Genomic DNA, 15,095 nt, shown 5'->3' on the forward strand with positions numbered 1-15,095 from the left:
AGATAAAAGATATAGTGATGCTGGCATTTTGTGACGAGTAAATCAGGAAACGTATCTGAAAATTTACGAATTACGACACTTTTGCGCCCGATAAGCTCAAAAGTGTCTTTTATGGCTTTTCTATAGATGTTTGTTTGTGCAACGCCCCAGTTCTCAAGGGTATAGCCAACAATCTCGCGAATATCGGCTTCAGCATCATCCGTAATGTCATACAAGGGCATTATTTTATTTGGCTTTCGCTATTTCTTCATCAAAAATGTCATCGACAGACTTGCTCGAAATTTTACCTGCTTTAGCGGCGGCAACACGCGGCGCTAGATACGCCTCAAGCTTTTGTAAGGCGGCTTGCTCGTCTGCATTAGGTAGTGCCCGTTCAAGCACATAGCTTTTGATACTCTTGCCTTGTAAGGCAGCTGCGGCTTTTAAGTTCTGATGCTGCTCAGGCGTGATTTCTATCGATAATCGCATAAATACCTCCTAAGCATTTGATGATAAATGCTCTGATTTCATCATAATGGGATTTACAACAATTTGTCAATTTTGCACAAATGTTGTTTAGCGGCTGACTAATGTCACATTAGAAAAATTGCTTGCAGTACAGGCGAACAAGCAATAAAAAAGGCCGTACTGGATAACCTTAATACAGTTATTCGAATAACGATTATTCATAGGTTGGACATAAAGGATTAACCGAGACCAAGCCATGCTTCAAGCGCCCGGTTTTCCTATCTCTGGCAGGATGTGCCCGATTGGCACATCCTGATAGATAATTTACTGCCAAATTCCACGCTTGTATAAATTCAGATTAAGCGTCATGGAGTATCGACTCCATTAATAGATAAAACCAGCTTTGCGTATTTTTCGCGACCATGAAGCTCGATATATCGGGCCCATCAGACGTTGAATACTAAACCTAATACGCCGTTTCACCAATAATGCCAGCAAACTGCCATATCAGTCCCTCCATCAAGCCCGTATTCCGAGTATTGAACTTACGTAAACTGCAGTAGAGTTTCCACTCCTTGAAGAGTAATTCTATCTGCCAGCGCTAGCTGTATAATTGTAAGACTGCTTTTACTGCGTATTGCTCTCGCGGCAAGTTCGTCGCCCAATAGGTTGGCTCTGATTTACCTGGAGGCCAACTCGCTATCAGGCGATCTGACATGGCGAATCAATGCCATAGAGTTTACTTTTTTGACAATACCGATCTGCTACAACCAATTGCAGAAATTAACCCAAATGGTTTTCTGGATGTAAAAGAAAAGGAATATAACTCAGTTAAACCCGGCCGGTTACGTACAAATGTTCTTTTGAAGTGGGATAAGGATAAAATCCGGATGCTCCGCTGATCCTTTAGAAAATAGGCTGCACCTGATGCTATCCACTGTTTTATGGCCTTTAAAGAAATATCCCCACAGTAAGAGAGAAAGATCGAGTAACAATGAACCATTTTCTTTACGAGCCTGCCTAAAAACACACAGTACCGCGCTACAATTACATCACTTAACTGATTTTAGCCCAGCGATATCCGGGGCAAAGCGAGCCAGCTTTGCTTTGATATGCTGTTCGATAACCGTTTTATCCGGACTCGAAGAAGCCGCGAGCAACGGCTGAAAATAGCGGGCGACATCGTTGCAGAGTTGAGCCACTAGCTTCTGTGCCGCCGCTTTGTGCATTCCAAGATTCATTGCCAAACGCACAAAACATTCCATACAATAATGACCAACGGCTTCATACGACGGACTAAACACGGCATTTAACTCACTCGCCAAAACACAAAGCGTTAAATCCTCGTTATAGTAATCCTGATAGGGTGCTACCGACACTACATCATACACAGGCGTAAAATCCCGCATCCTGACAGTCGCATCATCCGGGTGTCGGTACATCGACAAATTTTTACAATGGAGATCGTTGTTGCCTACCAGGTAGGCGAATAACACCTGCCTGACACCGTTGAATATTATCGCCATATTTCGCCCACTGGCTTCATATAATTTTTTCAGCACACCTTCATAAGAAAGGTTGTCACTGCCTTTATTCGATGAGTGGACGTTACACAAACTTGCGGCGTCTTCAACGAACAACCGACGTCCATCGTCGCGCAAATCAAACCGACGGGTCACATAACACAGTTCACCGTCTTCAAAAGGCACCAGGGCGTTATCTGCTACATTAAATTTGCAAAGTCTGGCCAATTGCATGATGGCATGTTCGTTTTCCGGCAGATGGGGCAGATGGTCGGGGGCAGGTTTAACAATATACCGGCCATGACCTTTTACCGGTACAAGGTAATTGCCTTCTAGATCCATGAATAATTTTTTCTGGACACCCGAGATAGATTGACCATCCAAATAGCGCGGCGCGGCACGATTAAATAATGCCTGGTCCCCTTTAACTCTTATCCCCTCTGCGGGCAGGCGGGTTAACGTAAACATCTTCTTCAGAAACGTCGGCGAGTATGGTGCAACTCCGCCTTTAAGTGATATTTGGCCTAGCTGAGCAGTCATAATCTCACGAATTCCTTTTCCATATTCACCACAGATAGTGCCCCAATCAATACCCGGCCATTATGCAGTAGCAAGCCAAATTCATCACGTTTGTCTAACCGGGTATTGGTTGTTTGATACATTTTTATCCACCCTTCACTTAGCAGGTTTTCAAAAAATGAGGGAAACGCATCAAATAGAAAAGCGTCGGCTTGCAATGGAAACTGGTGGCCTATGGGCACACCGCTACCAAGATACTCCAAGACATACTGATAGGTATACCGTACTTTACCATTAGCGGTAAGTTCTGTGAGATAACCCGCCAGCAGGTTATTGGCATAGATGGCCCCCTGGCGATTTATTTCACTCATCGGTTTGAGCCTTTCTGGCTATCACTATTTCCATGCCCATAACATTCAGTACGGCATTTAACGTGTCGATTCTGCAAGACTCAACCGATTTTTTAAGACGGGTCATGGTATTTTTGGACACGCCCGCCAGCATGGCCAGGGTACTCAAATCCATTTGGTGTTGCCGAAGGTAATCATCAAGGACGTAATTAAACTGGTTGAGGTTCCCCGCTACTTCACTTGAGTTCATGGCCATCTTCAATTGCCTTTCCAGCGTTGATGTAGCGGCGGAAAGGCTTTGCTGGTGAGCAGATAAAGCCTGATGTAACAGCTCGTTATTCTCTGAAGCGCTCATAAACAACCTTAAAAAGTGATTATATAAAGTAAAATACAATATAGTCACCATTTAATGCGAAGTAAAGACAGAAAATCACCATTAATAGTGATTATAAAACTTAACTATTAAAAAATAACAATAAAGAGTGACCAACCACAAAAAATCATCACAAATAAGGAAAATGTGAATAATATAACCCTGACATCACAATAAAATAGTAACAGCTTAGTAAAAGTGAACAGTCTCATACGCCAGTAAGGCTCATCCATAGATTTATTTTTAGCTATTCCTTTGTTGCCAAACGCAGTTGTTCATTTACTGTGGTAACTCAACGGCAACGATAAAACGGAAGATAATAGACGCGAATACTGACAATAGAGGTGTGGAGAAGGTGTATTGGATTAGACTTGCAAATACTTACCGCATTGCCGGCGCTTGTTATACGCAAGGCGGGATATCCCCAAATAGCACAAAGGGGGCAACTTGCCCCCTGTTATTTACGTTAAATATCGAGTTAAACGACGATTATTTAAGCAGTGCCTAACCGCTCACCCTGATAGCTACCGTCTAATACGGCTTGCCACCAGGCGGTGTTATTTAAATACCATTCCACGGTTTTCTTAATGCCGCTCTCAAACGTTTCCCGGGGTGTCCAGCCTAACTCTTTTTGAATTTTGCTGGCATCAATAGCATAGCGCATATCATGGCCGGGGCGATCAGCTACGCTGGTGATGAGATCGCGGTAGCTGCCTTCGGCCTTGGGTTTTACTGCATCGAGGATGTCACAAATGGTGTGCACCACTTCGATGTTTTGTTTTTCGTTGTGACCACCGATGTTATAGGTTTCGCCAATGTCGCCTTGGGTAGCCACCACCACCAGCGCCCTGGCGTGATCTTCAACATATAACCAGTCACGAATTTGGTTGCCTTTGCCATACACAGGCAGAGGCTTGCCTGCCAGCGCGTTTAAGATCATCAGCGGAATAAGCTTTTCCGGGAAATGGTAAGGGCCATAGTTGTTAGAACAGTTTGTGACTACCGTGGGCAACTTGAAGGTACGCAACCAGGCGCGAACCAGATGATCCGATGCCGCTTTCGAGGCTGAATATGGCGAGCTTGGTTCGTAAGATGTTTCCTCGGTGAACAGCGGTAGATCGGTACCTGTAGCCACTTCATCCGGGTGTGGCAGGTCGCCGTATACTTCGTCGGTGGAAATATGGTGGAAACGGAACCCCGCTTTCTTGTCTTCATTTAATTGAGCATAGTAAGCACGGGCCTGCTCAAGCAGTACGTAAGTACCCACTACGTTTGTTTGAATAAATTCACCGGGGCCGTCAATTGAACGATCGACGTGGCTCTCGGCCGCCAGATGCATAATGATATCCGGTTGATACGTCTCCAGAACGCGTTTTACTTCTGCACCATCGCAAATATCTACTTTTTCAAAGTGATAACGCTCACTTGAGTCAACTTCTTTAAGCGACTCTAAATTCCCGGCATAAGTCAGCTTATCGAGGTTCACTACGTTATGATTGGTATCGTTAATCAAATGGCGCACTACCGCCGAGCCTATAAAGCCCGCGCCGCCGGTTACAATAATGGTTTTTGCTGTTGTCATGCTATTAAGTTCTCTGCTGCGCTTACACTAACTCATCCATCATAGCGCTTAACTGTTCGCGCCAATGGTTAAGGGGTGAAGTAAAAGTCTCTCGCGTTAGGGTTTTATCCAATACGCTGTAATGGGGGCGCTTTGCCGGGGTGGGATAAGCGCTGCTCGGAATGGGTTTTACCGGCACGGCCTGTTGCAGTAAGCCTTTTTCCAGCCCTAATTGCTGAATGGCTATGGCAAAATCATACCAACTGCATACGCCTTCATCAGACCAGTGATATACGCCTGCTGTGCGATGAGAAGCGGCTTCCACGCAGGCACGCGCCAGGCCTTTGGCCCAGGTAGGGCTGCCAATTTGATCGTCAATCACGCCTAGCTGAGGCTTCTCTGCCATCAGGCGAAGCATGGTTTTTACAAAGTTATTGCCATGGCTGGAATATACCCAGGAAGTACGCAGGATGGCACTTGCTGCTGGAAGAATCGAAGTCACTTCGGCCTCACCCGCCGCTTTGGTTATACCGTACATGCCCTGCGGCTCGATGGCATCATCTACCGTGTAGGGTGAGCCTTTTTCGCCGTTGAATACATAGTCGGTAGATACATGCACAAAAAACACATTATTGCTTTTGCAATATTGCGCCAGGTTGGCTACCGCTGTTTGATTAAGCAGATAAGCATTTTCTTCATCTGACTCAGCTTTATCCACGGCGGTATAGGCTGAGGCATTGATCACTGCATCAGGGTTAATCTTATCCAGCTTGGCGGCAATATCTTCGCTTGAGGTGATATCAATATCTTCCCGGCCGAGGCACATTGCCTCCGGTACCAGTCGGGCAATCTCCCAGGCCAGCTGACCGCTTTTGCCGATAACCACTAATTTTTTCATGGTAATATCCTAAAACGCCGGCGCATCAACAAAAGCCGTACCGGCTTCATCCTTGCCCGATAAAGACGGCGCTTCGCCATTCACCAGCGGCCACTCAATACCAATGGTTGGATCGTCATATTTCACCGATATTTCGGATTCCGGATGGTAGTAATCCGTACACTTATAAACAAATTCTGCTGATTCACTGGTGACATAAAAACCATGCGCGAAACCAGCAGGCACCCATAACTGGCGTTTGTTTTCGGCAGAAAGATATACTCCTACCCATTTACCAAAAGTTTCAGAGTCTTTACGCATATCCACGGCAACGTCGAACACTTCGCCAGACACTACGCGGACCAGCTTGCCCTGAGTTTGCTCTAACTGATAATGCAAGCCGCGCAAAATCCCTTGTTTAGATTTAGAGTGATTGTCTTGCACAAAATCGACGTCGGCACATTCAGCTTTAAACCAATCAGTGCGAAAGGTTTCCATAAAAAAACCACGCTCATCACCAAATACACGTGGTTCGATAATTTTGACATCCGGGATGTCGGTTTTAATTACTTGCATGGTTAATTCTTTTCCTATCTTTATTCTGTCATCCCGGAGAGAGTACCGGTCTTATCCGGGACTTCCTAATTGTACGCCGTCATCCGGGGAAGGCGTAGCACTTATCCGGGATCTCCCAATTAATTCTTCGCTGCCGCTTCACCAGACTGTTATGATGATCCCGGCTCAAGGCCGGGATGACTAACTTTATTCCCGTCATCCCGGAAAGGGCGAAGCACTTATCCGGGATCTCCCAATCAATTCTTCGCTACCGCTTCACCAGACTGTTATGGTGATCCCGGCTCAAGGCCGGGATGACAATATAACTGCCGGGATGGGCATATATCTGTCGGGATAATTCGCGAAGCGAGTTACTTAACCCGATCACCAATGACTTTTAGCAGATAACTGCCATAACCACTTTTCACCAGGGGGGCGGCCAGCTTTTCTAACTGCTCTGCATCAATGTAACCCATGCGAAACGCCACTTCTTCGGGGCAACAAATTTTTAGCCCTTGGCGTTTCTCTATCGCCGCAACAAAATTTGCTGCATCCAGCAAACTATCAAGCGTACCGGTATCCAACCACGCAGAGCCACGCCCCATCAGCTCCACTTTTAAAGAGCCATCCTGCAGGTACATATTGTTCAGATCGGTAATTTCTAGCTCGCCTCGCGGGGAAGGTTTTACTTCTTTGGCGAAATCGACAACGCGGTTGTCATAATAATAGAGGCCAGTTACTGCATAATTAGACTTTGCAACTGCTGGTTTTTCTTCGATGGATAACGCATTCCAGTCGTCATCGAAATCCACTACACCGTAGCGCTCGGGATCATTAACGTGATAGCCAAATACCGTAGCACCTTGTGTTTGCCCATAAGCATTTTTTAATGAAACCCGCAGATCGTGGCCATAGTAGATGTTATCACCAAGCACTAAGGAACAACTATTGTTACCAATAAAATCTTCACCAATAAGAAATGCCTGGGCAAGACCATCCGGCGACGGTTGAGCCGCATACTGAAGGTTGAGCCCCCAGGCACTTCCATCACCCAATAGCTCAATAAAGCGAGATTGTTCTTCAGGCGTAGTGATGATTAGGATATCCCTGATCCCAGACATCATCAGGGTAGAGAGCGGATAATAAATCATTGGTTTATCGTAAACAGGCATGAGCTGTTTACTTACGACTTTGGTAAGGGGGTGGAGCCTGGTTCCTGAACCACCCGCTAGTATTATTCCTTTTCTCATCTACTACTCTACTCCTTTGCAAATTTATACCTAATTCAATAAGCGCGAACAGTATAAGTAAAACTCAATAGTATTTCGAATACAAAATTCCAATACCCTATGGTTTATTTTACTTAGCCTGCGCGTTGATTGATGAAAAAAGTTCAGACCGCCCTCAAAATACACTAAGCTCTTGTTCAGTAAAGGTACTAATAAATCATTAACTATGAACAAAAAACACTTTTTTATTTCAGGGTTACCGCGTTCAGGCTCAACCCTTACCCAGAGCAAGATCGTGAACATTTCTTAATCAAATTACGGGAAATCCAACGATCAGTTTGACGATCCGGTTTAGTCGTGATCATATACTCTCTTTTCGGGGGAGCAAAGCCATGTATATCGAAGCTTTTACCACACACTTTGGTGAATTATCTGACACGCGTCAATCAGCGAAAGCAACCTATCCGCTTGAGGATATTTTGTTTATCACCTTGTGTGGTGTTGTCGCTGGAGCCGAGGGCTGGAGCGAGATCAGTGATTATGCCGACGGCCACATTGACTAGTTTCAACAGCATGGTTACTTGCGCGATGGCGTCCCCGTTGATGACACCATTGCCCGTACCATTTCGCGTATCGACCCAGAGCAGTTCAGAGCTTGTTTTATCAACTGGAAGCAGGCTGTACATGAAAGCACTGAAGGGCAATTGATTGCGATTGACGGTAAAACGCTGCGAAGCTGCAACCAGCGCGGTGACCGCCAATCAACGATACACATGGTTAACGCGTTTGCCTGCGCCAATAAAGTCGTTTTAGGTCAGGTTAAAACCTCAGAGAAGTCGAACGAAATTACAGCGATCCCCGAACTTATTCAGTTACTAGATGTTCAGGACACCTTAGTATCGATTGACGCTATGGGCTGCCAAACCAGCATCGCAGAGCAAATAGTCGAGCAAGGTGGTGATTACCTGTTCACGCTCAAAAGCAACCAGGGCAAGCTCTGTAAAGCAGTCGAGGATGTATTTACTGAAATACGCAGAGCACCACTTGGTGGCTTAACCTTCGAGCAAAAGCGGGGTCGCATAGAAGCACGAACATACCATGTGTTAAGTGCTGATGACGTGAGCAAAGCGTTCCCGCAATGGCCTGAGTTAAAAACGCTTGGCATGAGCATGAGCTTCCGCCAACAACAAGGCAAAGTACCTGAACTGACGTATCGCTACCATATCAGCTCCGCGTCATTAAGTGAGAAGCAACTAGCCGAAGCAGTACGCTCTCACTGGACTGTAGAAAACAGCTCGCATTGGGTACTGGATGTCAGCATGGGTGAAGACGACCGCCAGATACACCAGAATCACGCTGCCGAAAACTGGTCGATGCTACGCCATCTAGCGCTAAACATGTTGCGTGCAGAGTCATCAAAAGGCAGCATACCTGCTAAGCAAAAACGGGCTTGGATGAAAGCCAGCTATCTGGAAGCTGTGCTAACTGTGGGTTTTAGTGGCATGGTTGATTAGTGAGCACTCATGCGGTTACCCTGAGTAGAAGACTAAGGAGGATGCGAATAGAAATAAAGGTAATCCTGTGGGATGATGCACAGCCCTCCGTTTAGGGAATTAATTTACCCGCACTACCCACACAGTGGCATTAATGGTAAATTAAGGCGCTGAGCATTAGCATCTGTAAATTGACTACAAGTCGATGACTTATCAAACGCAAAAAGTCTGGGTTTGCAACACAGACTAAAGAAAAATATGGACATAGTAGTGAAACAAAAGACAACCACCCCATCTCCAGAAGTGCAGCAAATAATGCTAGCTATCCAATCGTTTTTTGATAAAGAGTTTTACCTATCACAAGTTGAACTTGACGACAAAAGCCTAGCCTTGCAGCACTATGTTGAGGAGGGTTGGAGAGATGGTTTCGACCCTTGTGATTGGTTCAGTGTTAGCCACTATCTTGCTCAGAACGAAGATGTTGCCACGCATAATGTTGAACCTTTTTTTCATTATCTGTCTTCTGGTAAGGACGAGAACAGAGTAATAGCTGTCTCAGCGCGAAAGGTGAATCCTGCTATTTTGGACAGTGCGCTCGTTGAACAAACGAGTCCCGTATTCAAGGAAGACTCAAAAGAGGAAGACTCAAAAGAGGAAGACTCTATTCTCGATTCGGATGAAAAGTATATCGAAAGAATAATAGAAGAAAACTTTGATGCAAAGTTTTACGAAGACAATTTTGATATAGGTGAACTCTCTGCTATCGAACATTTCATAACAAAAGGCTGGAAATTTGGTTATGACCCGTGTGACTGGTTTTCTATCAAAGCCTACCTTAAGCTAAACCCTGATGTTCAGAAGTTAAAAGTTAATCCTTTCTTTCATTATATCAATTACGGGCAAAAGGAAAACAGGCCATATAAACCCTCTAAGTTTAAAGCATCTGAGGACTGGCATAAGATAATACGCAAGTTACTAGACAAGGAGCTTGATGAAGCATTTTATCGCACGAGATATCAATTAGCCGAAAACGAATCAGCCGTAGAACATTTTATTACAGCAAGTCGAACTGTCAATTTAGATCCTTGCCCATGGTTTTCCTGTGAGAAATATTTGGAGCTGAATCCTGAGTTAGAAGGATTAAATATACCGCCGTTTATTCACTTTATAACTGACGGTATAGAGGAGAATCTTGAGTTTTTCGAAGGGATGGATACGAGTAAGGAAAAACCAAAGCCGATATCGCCACAAGCGTCTCTTGAACGTTTTGAGAGTTCAGCGCTTTGTGATATCGCAAGAAAATTACTTCAGAGTAAAAACGAAAGTTTTAATAATAACTGGTTGAATTGGACAAGAAAGCTCAAAACTGTAAATCAACCTCCAGCATTTATTAAATCGCATGTGGAGCTTGCGGTTAATTTCTCGAATGGCGAAGACGGAGTTTTGCTTGGATGGCTAATCAAAGAAGGTTCCCCCGTTATCTGGGCTGAAGATGAAGCCGATAACATTTGGTTTTTTGATAATGATAGGCGCGTATTTCATATTGCTCGACCTGACGTTTATCAAGCATTCATGCAATCAGAGTTTGAACTTCAATCCAACGAATTTGGCTTCGTAATGCGATTACCTAACTGCGCATCCTCTGGAACTATAACACTAAAATGTTTGTCCAGACTTGGCGTACATATTTTAGGTAGTCAGACAATAGAACCTATTGGCTACAATCCAGTCAATATAGCAAACTGGATGTTTGGAATTACTACGCCTAAACAACAATTGGCCAAACGTTTTATAGAGCTTGATATACCGATCATCGATAAGGCTATTACTACTCAACGGATATTGCAGCAAAACCTTAAACATAATGTGTTGCAGTATGGTGAGCCAGTTCATGCCCCTGAAGTAAGCATTATTATACCGCTTTATGGCCGGATCGATTTTATCGAAAATCAAATGCTTTGTTTTGAGAAAGATCCCTTTATCTCTCAGCAATGCGAACTGATTTATGTTATCGACGATCCTCGAATTGAGGCGAATGTAGCCGAGCAAGCCGAGTTTATTTCGCGCTTGTATGGCATCCCATTTAAAACCGTATATGGCTCAGCAAACAGAGGATTCTCAGGTGCTAATAATTTAGGCGCAGAATACGCCACAGGCAGTCACTTGTTGTTTTTAAATAGCGATGTATTCCCTAACCATACCGGCTGGTTAGAAGAAATGCTAAGTACCTTACAAGCTAACCCCGAGATTGGTGTTATTGCCCCACGACTACTGTTTGCAGATGGCTCATTACAACATGCAGGCATTGAGTTTAAGTACCGTACCGATTTAAGCATCTGGATTAATCACCATCCGCAAATGGGGTTAGCCCCAGAGTTAGATGCGAATCAGAAGCTAACATACCTACCAGCCGTTACTGGTGCATGCATGTTAATTGCACGCGAAGACTTTGATGCGATAGATGGCTGGGACACGGGGTACTTAATTGGTGATTTTGAAGATTCTGACTTGTGCTTAAAACTGCGTTCAAAAGGTAAATACTGTGCCTATTTGCCAACGGTAAATTTAACGCATCTGGAACGTCAAAGCTTTAGCTTAACCGGCAGTGATGACTTTAGAACTAAAGTTGTTATTTACAATGCTACACGCCATCAAACTCGTTGGGGCGAACTGCTCGCTGAATCTGTATAAGAAGTACAAACGGAATTAATAATGAAAGAACGTATTCTCGTCATATCCCATGGTCACCCCGACTTTAGTTTAGGCGGCGCTGAAATTGCTGCTTACAATCTGTTTAATGCTTACAAAGAGCACCCAGAGGTTGAAGAGACCTGGTTTTTAGCGCGCGCTGATCGTGGCCGCGGCCCTACGGGGCAAATCCGCAAACGCCGTGATAATGAATATTTATGGGAACAGGCAATTCACGACTGGCACAAATTTAAAGCCGTCAATCAGGACTCACTCACCACGTGGTTTGCCGATTTAATTAAAGCGTTGAAGCCTACCATTGTTCACATGCACCATTACGCGCATATGGGTATTGAGTTCATCCGTGTGATTAAAAAAGTCGATCCGACTATTCGCATATTTTTCACCCTGCATGAATACATGGCCATTTGTAAACATAACGGTCAAATGGTAAAAACCGGCGAAGGGCACAAACTGTGCAGCAGTGAGTCACTGGATGAATGCAGAATGTGTTTCCCGGAGAATACTGCTGAAGACTTTTGGCTACGTAAGCATTTTATTAAGCAACACTTTGACTTAGTGGAAGGTTTTATTTCACCTTCGGAGTTTTTACGTCAACGCTATATCGATTGGGGTATCGACGAAAATAAAATCATCATGATCGAAAATGGCCAACGAGATATTGCTCCACTGCCGCCCCGAAAGCTACAAGAAGGTGGAAAACGCAATCGCTTTGCCTATTTTGGCCAGGTAAACCCCTACAAGGGCATCGACGTATTGCTCGAAGCGTTACGCTCTATGACGAAGGAAGAGCGGTCAGAATTGACTGTAGAAATTCATGGCGCAAATTTAGAGGCTCAAACAGGTGAATTCCAGGAAAAAGTGAAAAAACTTGCTAGAAAATTCATCAAAGAAGGCTCACTACGCTGGGTAGGCCCTTACCGACCCGAAGAGCAACTGGCTAAAATGCAAGAAATAGACTGGGTTGTAGTGCCGTCTATTTGGTGGGAAAATTCGCCGATGGTTATTCAGGAAGCCTTTACTGCCGGTCGCCCACTCATAGTTTCGAATATTGGCGGTATGGCAGAGAAAGTGAAAGACGGTATAGATGGCCTACATTTTAGTGCACGCAACCCAACAGATTTAGCCAGCAAAATGTTACTGGCAGCAAAGTCAGACATATTGTGGGATGGGTGCCGTCAGAACATCAAAAAGCCTATTAGCTATACAGAGTGTACAAAAGAGCATTTCTCTTTTTTTAAAAATTACAATTAAAACAGAAATTACCCCGAGTACATCGACAGAATTAACAAGAGGCTCAATTGAAAAAACTTATCTTACATATTGGTTCTGAAAAAACCGGTACCACCACAATTCAGCACTTTTGTAACAACAATAGAACTTTGTTACGAGAACAGAATATATACTACCCTAAAGTTGGATTTTGTGATTTTGCTCACTTTTCTCTGATCGCACCATTTCACCCTATTGATAACAACGGTGCGAAGTTAGAGTTTGCGCCCGGTGAAAAATATGATATTAGGCAAGAGTGGCAGCCGGTTAAAGACATTTTTGATAGCCATAAAAATGTAACGGTTTTGATTAGCGCAGAGCATTTTAGTTCAAGACTCCGTAAGGCAGGTATTACTCAATTAAAGGAAACCATTGAGTGGCTGGGAAAAGATATAAAAGTAGAAATTCTTTTTTATGTACGTAGACAGGATTCATATTTTAGCTCTTGGTACAGCACTCATATAAAAGCAGGTGGCAAGCTAACAATCGATGAAGCCTATGAGATGAGGCTACAGGAACATTGGTTTTATAATTATTTTTATATTGCTGAGTGTTGGGCGGAACAGTTTGGCAGACAAGCGATTAGTATCAAGGTGTTTGAAAAAGAACAAATGCCTGATGGCTTGTTAGAATCGTTTGCAGATGCAGCAGGTTTTACTATTAATAATGATTTTAACATGTTGGTTAATGACGACAATATCTCTTGGTCACCCAAAATGCTGTCACTCGCAAGAAAAGTTAACGAACTTAATAGCGTCAACCTCATTCCTTACAGATATCAAAAGCTCAACAAAATTGCACAACTCGTCAATGATAACAATACCCCCCTGATATCACCCCAGAGATCGGATGAAATTTTACAACGGTATAAAGAGAGTAATGAAAATTTAGCAAGAGTTTATCTGGATCGCCCAGATGGCCGTCTATTTGAAAATAATAAAATAAAGGTAAGTGATGAATGGGCAGAGCCTGCTGAAATATCAAGTGAAGAGATATTACAAGTTTTATTAGAGCTAACTAAGAAGTTTTAGCATGATTGCGTATCTGATTTTAGCACATAACAATCCACATCAAGTTATTGCGTTAGCAAACAAATTAAAATCGCCAAACAGTATTGTTTTGGTTCATTTAGATAAAAGAGCTGATACTGAAATCATCAATCAATTAAACACGTGCCCAAATCTACAGTTGATTATCGAAAGGCACCCTGTTTATTGGGGGGGCTTTAGCATGGTTGAAGCCACGTTGGCACTTTTAAAAGCAGGAGTAAAACGAACAAATGTAGAACGACTCGTGTTACTAGGGCGTGTTGATCTTTCGTGAGTAATTTTTAAACAGCATGGTAAAGGGTTATAATTTGCTTCGCCAAAAGTAAAACCATAACCAATACCATGCCAAGAACAATACTAACTGATATTCGATGGGAACTGCTACTTCAAGTTATGAAAAGTACAGGCCGTATTTACGATAAAACTGAACATCGAATGACATTTGAAGGAATACTTTATCGAATGAGAACTGGTATTCCTTGGCGAGATCTGCCCTCTGAATTCGGAGAGTGGAGTACCGTATACAGACGATTTAATCTTTGGTCAAAGAAAGGGATTTTAGATAACCTTTTCAAAAGCTTATCTAGCATGGCTGATTTTGAGTGGGTCTTTCTTGATGGCTCGATAGTTCGAGCACATCAACATAGCACAGGAGCAGCAACTGAAAGCTCAGAGCAAATAGGCAAAAGTCGTGGGGGTAATTCAACCAAAATTCACTTAGCTGTAGATAGTGGAGGATTACCGATTTGTTTCGACTTATCAGAAGGTCAACGCCACGATGTTGTTCATGCGAATAGTTTGGTTGAACAGCTTGATGAAGTGAACACTGTCGTTTGTGATAAAGGCTATGATAGCGAACAATTCCGCTGTTTTGTTCGTGACCACGGTGGAACACCAGTGATTGCTACACGGAATTACGGTCAAGATATTGATAAAAAAAGCATGGATTGGTGCTTATACAAATACCGACATTTGGTTGAAAATGCATTTGCAAGAATTAAGCAATATCGAGCTATTTCAACTAGATACGATAAGTTAGAGCGAAATTATGCCAGCATGGTATCGCTGGCATTTATGTTAATGTGGCTGCCGATGTATTGTTGAGCAAAATATGTACAGAAAAGATCAACACGCCCTA

The 15,095-nt window shown here is 43.6% G+C and carries 14 protein-coding genes and 2 pseudogenes; 6 read left to right on the forward strand and 10 right to left on the reverse strand.

Features of this window, described 5'->3' with window-relative positions; all coding sequences use genetic code 11:
* The 10 genes and pseudogenes from C6Y40_RS15420 to rfbA form a co-directional block, all read right to left on the reverse strand.
* Positions 1-215 (reverse strand): type II toxin-antitoxin system RelE/ParE family toxin (locus C6Y40_RS15420; protein ID WP_170308439.1); only part of this gene is annotated, 215 nt, incomplete at its 3' end.
* A gap of 10 nt (positions 216-225) precedes the next feature.
* Positions 226-468, reverse strand: a complete 243-nt coding sequence (locus C6Y40_RS15425) for a type II toxin -antitoxin system TacA 1-like antitoxin (RefSeq protein WP_105934092.1) — start codon at positions 466-468, stop codon at positions 226-228.
* Between the two features lie 193 nt (positions 469-661).
* Positions 662-1,156 (reverse strand): annotated as a pseudogene (locus C6Y40_RS25265) (transposase); the annotation flags it as partial.
* A 343-nt stretch (positions 1,157-1,499) separates the two neighbouring features.
* Positions 1,500-2,510, reverse strand: coding sequence for a HipA domain-containing protein (locus C6Y40_RS15435; RefSeq protein WP_105935346.1), 1,011 nt, complete (start codon positions 2,508-2,510; stop codon positions 1,500-1,502).
* Positions 2,507-2,860, reverse strand: a complete 354-nt coding sequence (locus tag C6Y40_RS15440; protein WP_105935347.1) for a HipA N-terminal domain-containing protein — start codon at positions 2,858-2,860, stop codon at positions 2,507-2,509. Before C6Y40_RS15440 ends, C6Y40_RS15435 begins: the two co-directional genes overlap by 4 nt.
* Complete coding sequence (locus C6Y40_RS15445) at positions 2,853-3,194, reverse strand: helix-turn-helix domain-containing protein (protein ID WP_164464632.1); 342 nt, start codon at positions 3,192-3,194, stop codon at positions 2,853-2,855. Before C6Y40_RS15445 ends, C6Y40_RS15440 begins: the two co-directional genes overlap by 8 nt.
* Before the next feature lie 511 nt (positions 3,195-3,705).
* Positions 3,706-4,794 (reverse strand): dTDP-glucose 4,6-dehydratase, encoded by a 1,089-nt coding sequence (rfbB, locus tag C6Y40_RS15450; RefSeq protein WP_105935349.1) that lies wholly within the window; start codon positions 4,792-4,794, stop codon positions 3,706-3,708.
* 22 nt (positions 4,795-4,816) lie between these two features.
* Complete coding sequence (gene rfbD / locus C6Y40_RS15455; RefSeq protein WP_105935350.1) at positions 4,817-5,671, reverse strand: dTDP-4-dehydrorhamnose reductase; 855 nt, start codon at positions 5,669-5,671, stop codon at positions 4,817-4,819.
* 9 nt (positions 5,672-5,680) lie between these two features.
* Positions 5,681-6,226, reverse strand: a complete 546-nt coding sequence (gene rfbC, locus C6Y40_RS15460; RefSeq protein WP_105935351.1) for a dTDP-4-dehydrorhamnose 3,5-epimerase — start codon at positions 6,224-6,226, stop codon at positions 5,681-5,683.
* 350 nt (positions 6,227-6,576) lie between these two features.
* Positions 6,577-7,455 carry a glucose-1-phosphate thymidylyltransferase RfbA gene (gene rfbA / locus C6Y40_RS15465; protein ID WP_105935352.1) on the reverse strand — a complete coding sequence of 293 codons (879 nt, stop codon included), beginning with the start codon at positions 7,453-7,455 and terminating at the stop codon, positions 6,577-6,579.
* Positions 7,456-7,826: 371 nt separating this feature from the next.
* Between rfbA and C6Y40_RS15470 the strand changes: the two are divergent.
* From C6Y40_RS15470 to C6Y40_RS15495, 6 genes and pseudogenes are all read left to right on the forward strand, one after another.
* Positions 7,827-8,948: pseudogene (locus C6Y40_RS15470) on the forward strand (ISAs1 family transposase).
* A 249-nt stretch (positions 8,949-9,197) separates the two neighbouring features.
* Entirely contained in the window at positions 9,198-11,618 is a 2,421-nt protein-coding gene (locus tag C6Y40_RS15475; protein ID WP_170308514.1) for a glycosyltransferase family 2 protein, read from the forward strand.
* Positions 11,619-11,639: 21 nt separating this feature from the next.
* Entirely contained in the window at positions 11,640-12,890 is a 1,251-nt protein-coding gene (locus C6Y40_RS15480; RefSeq protein WP_105935354.1) for a glycosyltransferase family 4 protein, read from the forward strand.
* A 47-nt stretch (positions 12,891-12,937) separates the two neighbouring features.
* On the forward strand, positions 12,938-13,939 hold the full coding sequence (locus C6Y40_RS15485) for a hypothetical protein (RefSeq protein WP_105935355.1): 1,002 nt from the start codon (positions 12,938-12,940) through the stop codon (positions 13,937-13,939).
* 1 nt (position 13,940) lies between these two features.
* Complete coding sequence (locus C6Y40_RS15490) at positions 13,941-14,231, forward strand: beta-1,6-N-acetylglucosaminyltransferase (protein WP_105935356.1); 291 nt, start codon at positions 13,941-13,943, stop codon at positions 14,229-14,231.
* Between the two features lie 68 nt (positions 14,232-14,299).
* Positions 14,300-15,061, forward strand: coding sequence for an IS5 family transposase (locus tag C6Y40_RS15495; protein ID WP_105932999.1), 762 nt, complete (start codon positions 14,300-14,302; stop codon positions 15,059-15,061).
* Positions 15,062-15,095 lie beyond the last annotated feature (34 nt).

Source organism: Marisediminitalea alba (genome assembly GCF_002993365.1).
GTDB lineage: Bacteria > Pseudomonadota > Gammaproteobacteria > Enterobacterales > Alteromonadaceae > Alteromonas > Alteromonas alba.

Excerpts from the sequence above, each read along its gene's own strand:
- C6Y40_RS15425 (WP_105934092.1), bottom strand. The coding sequence starts at position 468 with ATGCGATTATCGATAGAAATCACGCCTGAGCAGCATCAGAACTTAAAA.
- C6Y40_RS15435 (WP_105935346.1), bottom strand. The coding sequence starts at position 2,510 with ATGACTGCTCAGCTAGGCCAAATATCACTTAAAGGCGGAGTTGCACCA.
- C6Y40_RS15440 (WP_105935347.1), bottom strand. The coding sequence starts at position 2,860 with ATGAGTGAAATAAATCGCCAGGGGGCCATCTATGCCAATAACCTGCTG.
- C6Y40_RS15445 (WP_164464632.1), bottom strand. The coding sequence starts at position 3,194 with ATGAGCGCTTCAGAGAATAACGAGCTGTTACATCAGGCTTTATCTGCT.
- rfbB (WP_105935349.1), bottom strand. The coding sequence starts at position 4,794 with ATGACAACAGCAAAAACCATTATTGTAACCGGCGGCGCGGGCTTTATA.
- rfbD (WP_105935350.1), bottom strand. The coding sequence starts at position 5,671 with ATGAAAAAATTAGTGGTTATCGGCAAAAGCGGTCAGCTGGCCTGGGAG.
- rfbC (WP_105935351.1), bottom strand. The coding sequence starts at position 6,226 with ATGCAAGTAATTAAAACCGACATCCCGGATGTCAAAATTATCGAACCA.
- rfbA (WP_105935352.1), bottom strand. The coding sequence starts at position 7,455 with ATGAGAAAAGGAATAATACTAGCGGGTGGTTCAGGAACCAGGCTCCAC.
- C6Y40_RS15480 (WP_105935354.1), top strand. The coding sequence starts at position 11,640 with ATGAAAGAACGTATTCTCGTCATATCCCATGGTCACCCCGACTTTAGT.
- C6Y40_RS15490 (WP_105935356.1), top strand. The coding sequence starts at position 13,941 with ATGATTGCGTATCTGATTTTAGCACATAACAATCCACATCAAGTTATT.
- C6Y40_RS15495 (WP_105932999.1), top strand. The coding sequence starts at position 14,300 with ATGCCAAGAACAATACTAACTGATATTCGATGGGAACTGCTACTTCAA.